The 15,158-nt window shown below is 71.5% G+C and carries 7 protein-coding genes; 6 read left to right on the top strand and 1 reads right to left on the bottom strand.

The genetic code is table 11. The features are described 5' to 3' along the window. Positions 1–96: 96 nt before the first annotated feature. Positions 97–3,261, bottom strand: coding sequence for an AAA domain-containing protein (locus ABT123_RS03945; protein ID WP_351309392.1), 3,165 nt, complete (start codon positions 3,259–3,261; stop codon positions 97–99). 325 nt (positions 3,262–3,586) lie between these two features. Here ABT123_RS03945 and ABT123_RS03950 point away from each other — a divergent pair, with 325 nt between their 5' ends. The 6 genes from ABT123_RS03950 (at position 3,587) to ABT123_RS03975 (ending at position 15,157) form a co-directional block, all read left to right on the top strand. Next, entirely contained in the window at positions 3,587–5,149 is a 1,563-nt protein-coding gene (locus tag ABT123_RS03950; RefSeq protein WP_351309395.1) for a TIGR02677 family protein, read from the top strand. Further along, positions 5,146–6,381: a TIGR02678 family protein gene (locus ABT123_RS03955; RefSeq protein ID WP_351309398.1), complete on the top strand. Its 1,236-nt coding sequence runs from the start codon at positions 5,146–5,148 to the stop codon at positions 6,379–6,381. Before ABT123_RS03950 ends, ABT123_RS03955 begins: the two co-directional genes overlap by 4 nt. Next, positions 6,378–10,499: a TIGR02680 family protein gene (locus ABT123_RS03960; RefSeq protein WP_351309401.1), complete on the top strand. Its 4,122-nt coding sequence runs from the start codon at positions 6,378–6,380 to the stop codon at positions 10,497–10,499. Before ABT123_RS03955 ends, ABT123_RS03960 begins: the two co-directional genes overlap by 4 nt. Further along, positions 10,490–11,737 (top strand): TIGR02679 family protein, encoded by a 1,248-nt coding sequence (locus tag ABT123_RS03965; RefSeq protein ID WP_351309404.1) that lies wholly within the window; start codon positions 10,490–10,492, stop codon positions 11,735–11,737. Before ABT123_RS03960 ends, ABT123_RS03965 begins: the two co-directional genes overlap by 10 nt. Positions 11,738–11,906: 169 nt before the next feature. Beyond that, entirely contained in the window at positions 11,907–13,595 is a 1,689-nt protein-coding gene (locus ABT123_RS03970; RefSeq protein WP_351309407.1) for a GMC oxidoreductase, read from the top strand. Then, entirely contained in the window at positions 13,595–15,157 is a 1,563-nt protein-coding gene (locus tag ABT123_RS03975) for a patatin-like phospholipase family protein (protein WP_351309743.1), read from the top strand. The genes ABT123_RS03970 and ABT123_RS03975 overlap by 1 nt, the downstream gene beginning before the upstream one ends. Position 15,158 lies beyond the last annotated feature (1 nt).

The raw sequence follows: 15,158 nt of genomic DNA on the forward strand, positions 1-15,158 counted from the left end.
GGCCCGTTCCGTCTTGCACTGCCGGACTTGGCGGAAACTCCGAGTGACGGGGGAGTAGGTCCCCGGTGTGTTGACTGAGCACGGACAGGAGAGGTTTTAGCGGCCGGGTCGCAGGCGGATGTCCTGGGTCCAGGCGTTGGAGCGGCCGGAAGGGGTGGTCTTGCACGCGGTGGTGTAGCAGCGCCAGAACCAGTTGCCGTTCTTCCGCCGGCGGATCTCGATTTCCGTGCCCCGGCACCGGCCGCACTTCGGCGGGCGGGCGAAGGTCTCCGCGTGCTCGTGCGCGAGCAGCTTGCGGGCGAAGTACGCGCCGCGCATCGCGACCATCACCTCCCGGGTCCAGCTCTGGGACAGGGCGTTCAGGCTGCCGAGCAGGACGGTCCGCTCGTCGAAGACCGCGATCTTCTGGTGCATGACGTTCATCGGGATCACGGTGTGGGCCACGGCGCGCAGGTCCGCGATCAGCGCCTGGCTCGCGGGCTTGCGCTGCAACTGGTCCGTGTCGTCGCGGATGAAGACGGTGATCCGTACGCCCCGGTCGGCGGCGGCTGCCAGGGCGGGCAGCAGGGAGCGGAGCCGCTTCGCCACCCACGGCGCCCAGAGCCACAGGGAGTGGTGTGCCCGGTGGATCTCCTCGGTGAAGGTGTCGTAGAAGGTCGTCTCGTCGTGGACGTCGGTCACCTCCACGTGCCGGCCCAGCACCTCCGCCAGGGCCGTGCCGAACTCGCCGCGGAACGGGACCGGGGCCTTCGGTGGGGCGATCAGGTGCTTGGCTTTCAGGACCCGGACGCCCGGGGATCCGATCAGTCCGGCGAGCCTGGCCAGGGCCGTTCCGGGCTTGGCGTTCCTGACGCGGGCCCCGCCGGCGACGACGTACAGCCGGGTCTTCGTCCGGGTCACCGCCACGTTGAACAGGCGGACGCCGTTGCGGTGCCAGGCGTCGGCCCCCGGCTGCCGGTGGGCGAGGGCCATCCACAGCTCGCGGCTGTCCCCGCTGCCCTCCACCGTGTCGAAGACGACGACGTCGAACTCCCGGCCCTGGAAGCGGTGGGCCGTACCGACCTCCGCGAGCGGGCGCCCCGCGCCCTCGACGTCGCGCAGCGCCTCCAGGGTGGCCTCCGCCTGGACGCCGTACGGCGTGACGATGCCGGCCTCCTCACCCTGTTCGCGGTGGAGTTCCACCAGGGCCCGGGCGATGAGGGAGCCGGCCGGCCACCATCCCTTGCGGCTGCCGGTCAGGTGGGGGCGGGCCAGCTCGTGCAGGCCGTCGGTGTCGATGAGGACGATCTCGGGATCGTTGTCCGGCCGCTCCCGCAGCACCTGGGGGCCGCCCGTGAGGACACCGCCGTACGCGAGGTCGTTGGCCAGGCGCATGACGGCGGGGCCGAAACGGTGCTGTTCGGTGAGCGTGACGCAGGACGGGTGCGCCTGGGCGTCGGAGGGTTCCTGGATGCCGCAGTGCTGGAAGACGTCCGGGTGCAGCCACCGCTTCATGTCGGGACGGTCGTTGTTGCCGAGGGACGGCGGGATCACCGGCCCCAGCTGCATGAAGTCCCCGAGCAGGACGGCCGCCCGGTCCGCTTTTCCGGTGGCGAGCAGGACCTCGGGGAGGGTCGCGGCACCCGCCTCGTCGACGAGGACCACGTCGTACGGGCCCTCGAAGACCGTTCGGTTGGTGCGGAACCGGGCCAGGGTGGTGGCGACCAGCTTGGCGGACTTGATGATCTCGCCCTGGGCGTTGCGGGCGAGCCGTTCGTACTCCTCCTGCGCCTGCTGGTACTGCTTCTCCAGCTCCGGTCGGCGGGTGAGGTCGGTGGCCACGGCGGGACGCAGTCGTTCGGCCCGGTCGTGCTGGGCCGGCCAGCCTCGTCCGGCGGCGTGTTCGGTCAGGTCGTGGGCCTGCCGGGCGCGGGCGGCGGTCTCGGAGGCCCGGATCGCCTCCTGTTCGAGGGCGAGCGCGCGCTGCTGCGCCTGCTCGCTCTCGGCCACGAGGGCGACGGCGTCGGCTTCGAGCCGGGCGATCTGGTCCCGGGTGAGCGGGATGGTCTCTGCCAGTGCGTTGATGCGTGCACCGATACGGGCGATGTGCGCGGTCGCGGTGGCGCGGGCCTCCTGGGCTGCCACACGGGCGTCGGTGGCGGCCCGCCGGGCGTCTGCCAGTTCGTCCTGGAGGGCGGTGATCGTGTCGCGCTGTCGCCACCTGCCGACGGCGCCCTTCGTCTCAAGGTCCGTCAGCCTCAGCTCCAGGGCACGGCGGTGGTCGTCCGCGAGCAGAGCGTCGGCCTCGCTGTTCCCGGCCGCTTCCCGCACCCGGGTGATCTCCTCCGAGAGGTCGTCGACTTCGCGCCACCGGTCCTTCGCGGCGTTGGCGGCCTTCCGACGTGCCTGCGCTGTCCCGATGGCCTCCGCGAGGCGAGCCAGGCGCCGGACCGCCTGGCTGAGCCGCTGCTCCGCCTCCGTCGCCCGGGCTTGCGTCGCTGCCACGTCCTGTCCGGGCGTCCGTATGAGCTTCAGTGCCGCGAAGTACGCCGGGGCATCGAATCCCGCAAGGCTGCTTTCCAACACTGCCAACTGCCCCGCCCGGTCCCCGACCGCGACGAGTTCGGCCTCGAGTGCCGCGCGCCGGGCCGTTGCCTCCGTCAGCCGGGCCCGGACCATCAGGGGCAGGGACACGGAAGGGTCCTCGGCCACCTCGCGCAGGTGCGGCGGTCCCACCCGGACGATGTCACCCGGCTCGTGGCGCTTCTCCCGCACCACCCCCAGCAGGGCGTTGTCCACGGCGATATTGGTCGCCGACACCAGCAGCACGCGCCGGCCCTGGGCGATCAGGTCACCGATGGCCCGCTTGAGGACGGTGGTCTTCCCCGTGCCCGGCGGCCCCCACACCAGGTGGACGCCCTCGCCGAGGCAGGCCCGGTAGGCGTCCGCCTGGGCGGGATGGAAGCCCGGCGGGTCGACGGCGTGGGCCGAGGGGCCGCCGATCACGGCGGTCGCGAGAGCCGTGGCGAGGGGATGTTCGCCCAGTCCCGCGATGCCGTCACGCAGGGCCTCGATCAGGAAGGTGGGTGGCTGCTTGAGCATCCACAGGTAGGGGTCGGTGATCTCGGTGAACTCCGGTACCCGCAGCGTGAGCAGGGAGCCGTTCTGCACGGTTTCGGAGACGGCGAAGCCCTTGGTCTCGATGCCGTCGTCGTCCGGTCCGGCCAGCCTCAGGGAGTCCAGCTGTTCCGGTCCGATGTCGGAGCCCCGTAGATCGACCACGTATCGACCGGGATCACCGCTCCGGGCCGCCCTACCGACGCGCTGCCAACGTGGCTGCCTGCCCGCGCCCCCCCTCGACGGCGATCCACTCGCCGAGTGCCGAGGCGATCTCCTCGCGCCATCCCACCTACCGTCCCCCGATCCGTCCGGTCCGGTCGCCGGCCCGCTGCTGCGCCGCACCCTACCCACCTGGTGGTTGTCACATACAGTGAATGTCCGATGGCAGGCGGGCTCAACGCGGTCGGAAGCCGACCGACCGGTGAGATCCGGCCAACTGCTCCAGTCCCTGGCCGCGGTCGCGTCCCGTACGGGAGAATCGCCCGCGATGACCGACAGCACCACCGGCTCGGAAGCGCAGCCCGGCGCGTACGGCCCCTTCGCCCACCTCACTGCGCCGAATGCCGTGCTCTACCGGCACGCGATGCGTGCCTTCGTCACCGCCAAGGAGCGGTTCGCCGTTCATCTGCGGCCCGAGGACGTGTACGCCGCGCTGCCGGCCGAGGCGCGGCCCGACGGAGTGGACGGCGTGGCCAAGGCGCTGGACAGCCTCGTCGGGTGGGGGAACCTGCGGGCCGACCCGGACACCGCCCGGGTCACTGCTGTCGAGGACTTCTACCGGAAGCGGTTCATCTACCAGCTCACGCAGGCGGGGGAAGCCGCCGAGGAAGCGCTGGGCATCTACGACGAGGCGCTCGGGCGGCGCGGTGCGCTCCAGGCCGTGGCCCTGCATGACATCGTCACGCAGCTGCGGGCGCTGTTGGTGCTCGCCGCTGAGGACGAGCCCGATCCGGCCAAGGCGCACCTGGCGCTGGACGCGCTGGCGAGTCGGTTCGGCGCGCTCGCCGACAACGCGCGGGCCTTCATGGGGTCCCTGCAGCGCACCATCGATCTGCACGAGGTGGAGGAAGAGGTCTTCCTCGCCTACAAGGACCGGCTGATCCAGTATCTGGAGCGGTTCATCCAGGACCTCATCACGCTGGGCGGCCGGATCGCCCGGCTGATCCTGGAGCTGGAGGAGGGCGGCCTGATCGAGGGGCTGCTGCGGGCCGCCGCCGCGCGGGAGGCCGCCGACGCCGGTCCCGAGGAGTCGGTGCGGGCCGAGCGGGACGCCCTGGAGCGGTGGGCGGGGCGGTGGGCCGGGCTGGCCGCCTGGTTCATCAGCCGGGACGGCCGCGAATCGCAGGCCCGGCTGCTGCGCGGCCGGGCGCTCGGCGCGATCCCGCAGCTGCTGGCCGTCGTACGGTCGCTGAACGAACGCCGCGCCGGGCGCTCCGACCGGTCCGCGGACTTCCGCACGCTCGCCCGCTGGTTCGCCGAGGCGCCCGATGACGATGCCCGGCACCGGTTGTGGCGGACCGCCTTCGGGCTCTATCCGGCGCGTCACCTCACCATCGACGCGGACACCCTTGCCGCGCGGGTCGCGCGGCCGGTTCCCGCGGGCACGCCGTGGGCCGGGGCGGAGCCGCTCCGGATCAGCCCCCAGCTGCGGCGCACCGGCAGCTACGAGCGGCGCGGCAAGCCGCGCAAGGTCGAGGACCGGGCAGACCGGCGACGGCAGCTTGCCGAGGTGGCCGCCAAGCAGCGGGCCGAGATCGCGGCAGCGCGCGCCCGGCTCGTCACCGACGGGATCACCCGACTCTCCGGGCTCGGCGAACTCGACCCGGTCGCGTTCGGCCTGTTCCTGCACCTGCTCGGCGACGCGCTGGCCACCTGGCGGCCGGGCATGCGCCATACCGTGGCCACGAGCAACGACGGCTCCATGGAGATCCGGCTCAGTGCCCTGGCCGACCCGGCCACGGCCGAGGTCCGCACACCCGGTGGGGTGTTCCGAGGACCCGACCATCTCATAGAGATCATCGACCTGACGGGCGGGGAGGGGGAGCCGTGAACCATCAGCTCGCCGAGGTGCTCGACGGGCAGCACGCCGCCGATCTGCGCAAGGCAGCGCGCGCCCTGTTGAAACAGCCCCTCTTGCTGGCGCGCGGTCGCGCCGCGGAGGAGTTCCGTCTCGTTCGCCGGCACGCCTCCGAACTGCGTGAATGGTTCGACCGGAACACCGGATGGGCGCTCCAGACGGATGCCGGGTCCGCCCGCCTGCGCAAGATCCCCGGTGTGCTCACCGACCCCACGCACCCCGCGCGGGAGGTGAGCCGGGCGGCGGCTCCCTTCACCCGGCGCCGGTATGTGCTGTTCTGCCTTGCCCTCGCCGCTCTCGAACGCGGTGAGGCCCAGATCGCGCTCGGCCGCCTCGCCGACCAGGTGGTCCTCGACGCCGCCGACCCCCACCTGACCGCCGCGGGCATCGAGTTCACCCTCGACCGGCGCGACGAACGCCTCGACCTGGCCGCCGTCGTACGGCTCCTGCTCGGCCTCGGTGTGCTGCGGCGCGTCGCCGGTGACGAGGAGGCGTACGTGAGCGGGGCCGGGGACGTGCTGTACGACGTGGAACGGCGGGTACTGGCCGGACTGCTCGCCGCGCGCCGGGGCCCCTCCACGGTGGACGCCGAAACCCTGGACGACCGGCTCGCCGAACTCGTCGCGGAGACCGCGCTGGACAGCGACGAGCTGCGGTTCCGGGCGCTGCGGCGCACGCTGACCCGACGGCTGCTCGACGACCCGGTGCTCTACTACGCCGAACTCGACGACGCCGAACTCGCCTACCTCACCCGCCAGCGAGGCTTCCTCACCGCCCGTATCACCGAACTGACCGGACTCGTCCCGGAGGTGCGGGCCGAGGGCATCGCCATGGTGGACCCGGATGACGACCTGACCGACCTGCGGATGCCCGAACAGGGCACGTACGGCCATGTCACGCTGCTGCTCGCGGAGCACCTGGCCGCCGCGGACGGGCCCGTCGGCGCCGACGAGCTGGCCGGCCGTGTCCGGGAACTGGCCGCCGAGCACGGCGGGTTCTGGGCCAAGTCCGCCCGGGAACCGGGCATGGAGGCCGAACTCGTCGAGCAGGCCGTGGCCCGGCTCACCGCGCTGCGGCTCGCCTCGCGGACGGACCGCGGCGTGGCGCCGCTCCCCGCCCTCGCCCGGTACGCGGTCGGCCCGGCCGTCGTCATCGAACCCACGACAGCGCGGATGCCCGCGCAGCGAAAGGCCGGCAAGCCGTGACCCGCCTCCCCGTCCCCGAGCGATCCCGCTGGCAGCCCCTGCGCATCGGCCTGGTCGACCTGTTCCACTACGACGTGGAGGAGTTCTGCTTCCGGGACGGCCGGCTGCTGCTCCGCGGGAACAACGGCACCGGCAAGTCCAAGGTGCTCGCCCTGACCCTCCCGTTCCTGCTCGACGGAGACCTCACCTCCCGCCGGGTGGAACCCGACGGCGATCCCGGCAAGCGGATGGAGTGGAACCTCCTCCTCGGCGGTGAGCACCCGCACTCCGAGCGGCTCGGGTACACCTGGATCGAGTTTGGCCGGCGCGACGAGACCAGCGGCGTACCGTACTTCCGTACCCTGCTCTGCGGCCTCAAGGCCGTGAGCGGGCGGGGCATCGCCCGCCACTGGTACGCGCTCACCGACCAGCGCGTCGACCACAGCCGGGACGATCCGGCCGAAGACGCGCTCAGCCTGCTCGACGCCACCGGCACCGCGCTGTCCCGGGACCGGCTCGCCGAGGCCGTCGCCGGCCACGGCATGGTGTACGACCAGGCGAAGACCTACCGCAGGGCGGTCGACGAGGCGCTGTTCGGGCTGGGGGAGCAGCGTTACGGAGCCCTGGTCGACCTGCTGATCCAGCTGCGCCAGCCGCAACTGTCCAAGCGCCCCAACGAGGCTGCCCTCTCCCGGGCCCTGACCGAGGCCCTGCCGCCCGTGGACCAGGCCGTCATCGCCGATGTGGCCGAGGCATTCCGGTCCCTGGACGAGGAGAAGGAGGAGCTGGCAGCCGCCTCCGCAGCCGAGCGGGCCGCCTCCGGCTTCCTGGACCACTACCGCAGGTACGCGCGGATCGCCACGCGGCGCCGTGCCCGCCTCCCGCGCGCCGAACATTCCCGTTACGAGCACCTCCAGCGGGACCTCGTCGGCGCCCAGGAGCAGCGGGTGCGGGCCGAGGAGGAGCGGGAGGCCGCCGAGGAACACCTCGCCGTGCTGGAGGAGACCGAGGCCCGGCTGCAGGCTCAGGATGCGGCCCTGCGCGAGAGGCCGGAGATGCGCAGTGCGCGGGAGCTGGAGCAGGCGGCGCACGCGGTGGAGCGGACCGCCGGGGCCCGGGACCGGTCCCGGGACGACCAAGAGCAGGCCGCAGGGCACCACACCCGGGCGCTGGGCCGCCTCGGGGCCGCCCAGAACAGGCTGCGTGCCGCCGGACTGCTCGCCGAGGACACGTTCCGTGCGGTGCGGGAAGCGGCGGACACGGCCCGGATCGCACTGCCCGGCGACGGGCTCCCCGAGACGGATCTCCGGCGGGCGGCCGAGGAAGCCATGGACCGGGGCCGCCGCGCACTCGCCCACGCGGAGGAGCTCGCCGGGGCCGCCGAACGCGCGGCCGAGCAACGGCGTCAGGCGGCCGTCCGCCTTGACGAGGCGGACTCCGACCTCGACCGGGCCGCCGACGCGCTGGGCCGGGCGGAGGAAGCCGCCGCTGCCGCCGGGCAGGTCCTGCTGGACGACGTACGGGAGTGCGTTCGGGCATGGGCCGAGCTGACCTGCCCCGACGTGGCGGGTCTGCTCGACGAACTCCAGGAGTGGACCGGGCACTGCGACGGCCACTATCCGGTCCGTGGCCACGCCGCCCGGGCACATGGCGAGGCATCGGCGCGGCTCGCCGGGCTCGCGGCGGACACGGCCCGGCGGCTCGCCGACCTGATGGCGCGTACCGGTGAGATCCGTGTGGAGCTCAGCGCACTGGAGGCGGGTGGCCGCCGTGCTCCCCGGCCCCCGCACACCCGCGCACCGGGCCGGCGGGAGCACCTCGCCGGCGCACCGCTGTGGCGGCTGGTGGACTTCCGCGACGGACTGTCGCAGGCGGACCGTGCCGGACTGGAGGCCGCTCTGGAGGCCTCGGGGCTGCTGGACGCCTGGGTCCTGCCCGACGGCACTGCGCTCGCCGCGGACGGATACGACGTACTCCTGTCGCCGGACACCGGGCCGGTGCCTGGTCCCGGGCTCGGCGCGTTGCTGCGCCCCGCCGTGGACGGGGGCGACGCCCAGGCCGCTTCGGTGGGCGAGGACACCGCGGCACGGCTCCTCGCCGCCGTCGGGCTGGGGGAGTGGAGCGGCTCCGGCACCTGGGTGGCGGCCGACGGACGGTTCCGCGTGGGCGTGCTGACCGGCCGCTGGACCAAGCCGGCCGCCGAGTACATCGGCGAGGGCGCACGGGAAGCCGCCCGGCGGGCCCGCGTGGCCGACCTCAGGGCCGAACTCGGCGTGCTCCAGCAAGAGTCGGAGGAGGTCAGGAAGCAGGCGGAGGCAGTGGCCGCGCGCCGCCTGACCCTCGACGCCGAGCTGGCCGGCCTGCCCGATGAGGGCCCGCTCGTTCGCGCCCACGCCCGGATCACGGCTGCCGCCGAGGCGGTACGCGCGGCCCGGCTCCGGCGCGAGGAAAGGGCCGCCGGACTCGCCGAGGCGGCCGAGCTGGCCGAGCGTACGGCCGCCGAGCTCACCGGAACGGCCGCGGATCTGGGTCTGCCCGCCGACCGGCCCGGCCTGGCCGCCGTACGCGCCGCGCACGGTGCCCTCGCCGTGGCCCTGGCCGCCCTGTGGCCCGCACTGCGGGAACGGGCCGAGGCCACCCGTCAGGTGGAGGACGAACAGGCCGAGGCGTCACGGGCGGAAGAGCGCGCCGTCGAACTCGCCCGGCGCGCCGAGGACGCCGGGCGTGAGGCGGCTGCCGCGGAGGAGCGGCACCACACGCTTCGCTCGACCGTCGGCGCGGCCGTCGCCGAACTCCAGCGTCGGCTCACAGAGACCGCCGACGCTTTGCGGCACTGCCTTGCAGACCAGAAGGCGACTCGGCAGCGTCATGCGGTAGCCGACCGGGAGGCCGGCAAGGCCGAAGGACGCATCGAGCAGCTGGAGAAGGGGCTGACCGAAGCCGCCGCGGCCCGGGCAGAAGCCATCGCGGGACTCCAGCGGTTCACCGCCACCGGCCTCATCACGGTCGCCCTGCCCGATCTTCCGGTTCCCGCCGCGGACGACGGTCCGTGGGCCGCGACCCCCGCCGTCGCCCTCGCCCGGGCCATCGAGTCGGGCCTGACGGTCACCGACGATTCCGACAGCGCCTGGGAACGCGTACAGCGCCGGCTGGGCGAGGAGCTCAAGATCCTCCAGGATGCGCTCTCCCGGCACGGCCACACCGCTTCCGCCCGCATGGTGGAGGACGGCATGGTCGTCGACATCGTGTACCAGGGGCGGGAACGGGCCGTACCCGAACTCGCGGAGGCGCTCGCCGCCGAGGTCGGTGAACTCATCCGCATCCTGTCCGCCCACGAACGCGAGATCCTGGAGACCCATCTGGTCACCGAGGTGGCGGGGACCCTCCAGGAACTCATCGGTGCTGCCGAACGGCAGGTCCGGGACATGAACGTCGAGTTGGAGGACCGTCCCACCTCCACCGGCATGAAGCTGCGGCTGGTCTGGCGGGCCTCCCGCAAGGCCCCCGCCGGACTGGCACAGGCCCGTGAGCGGCTGCGCCAGTCCGCCGATGCCTGGACCCCCGAGGACCGTTCGGCGGTGGGCGAGTTCCTCCAGGCACAGATCGCCCGCCAGCAGATCGATGACACCTCGGGCAGCTGGACAGAGCACCTCACCGCCGCACTCGACTACCGCACCTGGCACGAGTTCGGCGTCGAACGCCACCAGCATGGCCACTGGGTCCCCGCGACCGGTCCTGCCTCCGGCGGTGAGCGCGTCCTCGCGGTGTCCGTGCCACTGTTCGCCGCCGCCTCATCGCACTACGCGAGCGCGAGCAGCCCCCACGCACCGCGCCTGGTCACCCTGGACGAGGCGTTCGCCGGCGTGGACGACGACTCACGCGCCAAGTGCCTCGGTCTGCTGCACGCCTTCGACCTGGACGTGGTGATGACCAGCGAACGGGAGTGGGCCTGCTACCCGCAGGTGCCCGGCATCGCCATCGCCCAGCTGTCCCGGATCGACGATGTGGCGGCCGTACTGGTCACGCGATGGGAGTGGGACGGCACACGGCGGATGCGCCGCGATGACCCGGTCCGGAACACGAACACGTCAGCGGCCGATACGACCGTGCCCGGCAGCCGGGAGCCCTTGTGGAGCTGACAGTGGGCACCGGAGCGGCGCCGGTCGACGCAGTACGACTGCGTCGTCTGCTCGGGGTTCCCGAGCTCGCCTGGCTCGTGGAGCGGACACGCCGACGCCTGGCGGCCGAACAGCCGCTCACCGGCGCCGTCACCCTGACCCGGCCCACCCCGGACCAGCGGCGCGGGGCCGAACGACTGCTCGGCCGCGTGCCCGGGGGAGGCCGTTCCCTCACGTTGCGGCTGGAAGCAGTGGACGCCGTACTGCGCCGGTCGGGCATCAGCCCGGACGGGCTCGCCGCGGCGGTCATCGCGCTCACCGGACCGGTCACCCTCCTCGGACCCGCCCGCCGGGCCGAGGAGGACGACTGGCAGGCGGCGTTCGCCCCGATCGAGGAGCTGGCCGCGGAACGTCCGGCCCTGGCGGCGTGGGCCGTCCGCCTCCGCGGGGACGGCCTGGTGCGGCGCCTGGCAGTGACCCCGGCAGCCGCCCGGCTCCTGCTCAGCCACACCGCGACCGTCCTGCGGGCCCTGCCCGCCGATCCGGCGGTTTCACTGCCCGCCTTCGCTGCCCGCGTCCTGGACAGCTCCCACGCGCTGGACGAGCGTACGGCTCTGGCCACTGTCACCCTGTCCGGCATCCGCGCGCTGACCGGCTTCCCCGACGGGACCGGGGCCCAATGGAGAAGGGATGCCTGGGCGTCGGCGGGTCTGCTGCGCGACGAGCTGTCCTCGACCGTTCTCGCCTTGAACCTGCGGGGCACCCCTGCCCTGGACTGGATGGCCGAGGCGGGTGAACCCGCCGTCCTGACCTTGCGGCAGCTCATCCGCTGTCCTCCTGCGTCCACTGCCGATGCCATTCACGTGTGTGAGAATCCGGCCGTGCTCGCGGCGGCGGCCGACACCCACGGACAGGACTGTTCGCCGCTGGTGTGTCTGCAGGGCCAGCCATCCGCCGCCGCTCTCGCCCTGCTGAGCCACCTTCACGAGCGTGGCGCAACGGTCCGCTACCACGGTGACTTCGACTGGGGCGGGCTGCGCATCGCCTCCGCCCTGCTGCGCCGCGTCCCCTGGCTGCCGTGGCGCTTCACGGCTGCCGCATACCGGGCTGCGGCGCTCGCAGGCCCGGTAGGCCAACCCCTTACCGGCCACCCGGCCGAAGCCCCCTGGGACCCGGAGCTGTCCGACGCACTCGCGGAACTCAACATCCGGGTCGAGGAGGAGACGGTCCTCGACCAGTTGTTGTCAGACCTGGTGTGACGACATGCAGCCTTGGTTTGTCAGGACGTTCGTTTGACGCTCCAGGCGCCCCGCGCTTCGAGGTGCGCGTTGCTGTGTGTGGGTGAACCATGGGAAGGGGTTGCGCGTGTTGCGGCTGCATGCGGGGGGGGCGTTATGGCATGGGCCTCGACTTTTAGAGGTGGCGAGCGTGGAATCTTTCGATGCCGTCGTCGTCGGGTCGGGTTTTGGTGGGTCCGTGACGGCCTTTCGTTTGGTCGAGGCCGGGCTGAGTGTATGCCTTCTGGAGCGGGGGAAGGCATTTCCGCCCGGGTCTTTTCCGCGTAGTCCTCATGACGCGGCCAAGAACTTCTGGGATCCGGATTCCCGTCTGTACGGGATGTATGACATGTGGAGCTTCTCGAAGCTCGACGCCCTGGTGTCCAGCGGGCTGGGCGGAGGGTCGTTGATTTATGCGAACGTGCTGATCCGCAAGCCGGAAAGCTGGTTCGTGCACGAGTCGTTCGACGGTGGTTACGAGAGCTGGCCGGTATCGCGTGAGGATCTTGATTCTCATTATGGCGATGTTGAGAAGATGATGGACGCGCAGCCGTACCCGTTCGGGGTGAAGCCGTACCAGGACACGCCGAAGACTGCTGCGATGCAGCAGGCGGCCCAGCGGCTGGGGCTGCCGTGGGAGCTTCCGCTGTTGGCCGTCTCCTTTGGGGAGCCCCCGGTGCCCGGTGTTCCCATCGAGGGTGGTGAGGACAATCTGCACCACAGTCCGCGGTATACCTGCCGATTGGTCGGCGAATGTGACGTGGGCTGCAATTTCGGCAGCAAGAACAGCCTGGATTTCACCTACCTCAGTGCCGCGGACCGGCTCGGGGCGGAGATCAGGACCTGCTGCGAGGTCCGGTCGTTCGAACCCGTCCCGCAGGGGTTTCTCGTCTCGTACATCGAGCACGCCGCCGCGGGCGGGGACCCGCTCCGTCCGCCCGAGCGGCGCACCGTCAAGGCCAGGCGGTTGGTTCTTTCCGCCGGTGCGCTCGGCACCACTTATCTGCTGCTGCGGAACCGCAGCGCCTTTCCGGCACTCAGTCCGGCGCTGGGGAGTCATTTCTCCGGAAACGGGGACTTTCTCGGGCTGGTGTTCAAGGCGCTGGAGAGGCGTGAGAGTGGGGAGACGGTGCCGCGCATGCTGGAGCCGAGTTTCGGGCCGGTTATTACGAGTGCGATGCGTGTGGATCGGGCGGGGGGTGGAGAGGGCAGTCGAGGTTTTTACATCGAGGACGCCGGCTATCCGGAATTTCTCAACTGGCTCGTCGAGCACAATGTCCTGACCCTGTCCAACCGGGTCGCGAGGTTCCTGATGCGCCGAGGGTGGTCGCAGCTGACCCATACCGCCAGAAGCCGGGTGGGGCGACAGCTCGGGGACGCCATGGGCAAGGGGCTGTTCACGGCGACCTCCATCCCGTTGCTGGGCATGGGAAGGGACGTCCCCAACGGCCGGATGTTCCTCCGGGACGGACACTTGGACCTCGACTGGGATCTCGCCGCCTCCGATCAGTACTTCGACCAGATGAACGAGACCATGCAGCGGGTGTCCCACAGTCTGGGCGGGCGCTACGCCTCGAATCCGCTGTGGTGGCTCAACCGGCTCATCACCGTGCATCCCGTGGGCGGCGCGCCGATGGGGCGCAACGCGCAGGAAGGCGTGGTGGATTCCTTCGGGCGGGTGTACGGCTATCCGGGGCTGTCGATCGCCGACGGCTCGGTGATGCCCGGGCCCGTGGGCCCGAATCCTTCGCTCACGATTGCGGCGCTGGCCGATCGGTCGGCCGTACGCATCGTCGAGGATCACCAGAAGGACCGGAAGAACCGTGCGAGGCCCTCATGATGGACGGTCAGGGTGCTGAGTCCCGCAGCGGCTCCAGCGGCTCCAGCGGATCCCCGCGGAGATCTCTTATTCTCGCCGGCGGCGGGCTGAAGGTGGCCTTCCAGGCGGGGGTCCTCCAGGTCCTGCTCGACGAGGCTGAATTGAAGTTCGACCACGTTGACGGTGCCAGTGGAGGTGTGTTCAACCTCGCCATGTACTGCCAGGGGATGTCCGGGCATGAAATTGCGGACAATTGGCGCAACCTTTCTCCGTTGAGGGGCGTTTCTCCGAACTGGCGTGAGTTGCCGAAGGGGCCCTACGCCCGTTCCCTCTTCACGCTGGACGGATATCGTCGGCATGTCTTCCCGGGCTGGGGGCTGGACTGGGAGAAGATCCGGGCCACCGATCGGGAAGCCACCTTCAACCTCTACAACTTCAGCGCCAACGAACTGGAGACGGTGACCGCCGACCGGATGGACGAGGACCGCTTCTGTGCCGGAGTGTCGCTGCCCATGTGGTTCCCGCCGGTCGTCATCGACGGGCAGACCTACATCGACCCGGTCTACCTGACCGACGGAAACGTCGAGGAGGCGATCAGGCGGGGCTGTGACGAGCTGTGGATCATCTGGACGGTCAGCCGCCGGCAACGCTGGCGGGACGGCTTCGTGGCCAACTACTTTCACATCATCGAAACGACGGCCAACGGTCAGTTGCAGTACTGGCTGCGCCGGATCGAGGCCAACAATGCGGCCATCCGCAGCGGGGATCGCGGAGAGTTCGGGCGCCTGATCGAGGTCAGGCTGCTGAGCGCCGAGGTCCCGCTGAACTACCTCATCAACTTCGGCAGGGACCGATTCGCCCAGGCCGTGGAACTCGGAGTCCACCGGGCCCGTCTCTGGTGCACCGCCCAGGGGATTCCCTGGCGGCCCGCCGCTCCTGCGGACCGCCCCGACGACCCGACCCGTATCCGGTTCACCGAACGCATGGTCGGCCGTGTGGCGTTCGGTGAGACCGACGTCCAGGCGGGGGCCTCGGCGGAGGGCGGAGCAGCCGCCGACCTGGCCGTGCACCTGACCGTCGACATCCGGGGCGTGGACCGCTTCATCGTCGGCCCGGAGCACGAAGCCGAACTGCACGGCGAGATCGTCTGCCAGGAGCTGGGCGGACGGCTTCCGGTGGAGCGGGGAACCTTCCGGCTGTTCGTGGAAGAGCCCGATCCGGAACACCTGCGGATGCGGTACCGCCTGTTCTTCACCGACCGGGCCGGTCACCGACTCACCCTCAGCGGCTACAAGGACGTCAGCGAGGACTCCCGGCGGGGCGTCTGGAAGGACACCTCCGTCCTCTATACGCGCATCCTGCGCGGCCACGTCGATGCCGGCGAGGAGTCCGGAGCCGAGGTGGTGGCCTCGGGGGCGGTCCACATCCGCCCGGCCGACTTCCTGAAGCAGCTCACCACCTTCCGGGTCGAAGCGGCAACGCTGCCCGGCAGGGTGGCCGCGTTGGGCCGCTTCGGGCAGTTCTTCTTCGGCAGGCTGTGGGACGTGTACGCGCAGAACGTCCTGCCCTGGTCGCCGCTCTGAG

It is taken from the genome of Streptomyces sp. NPDC002054, assembly GCF_040296685.1.
GTDB lineage: Bacteria > Actinomycetota > Actinomycetes > Streptomycetales > Streptomycetaceae > Streptomyces.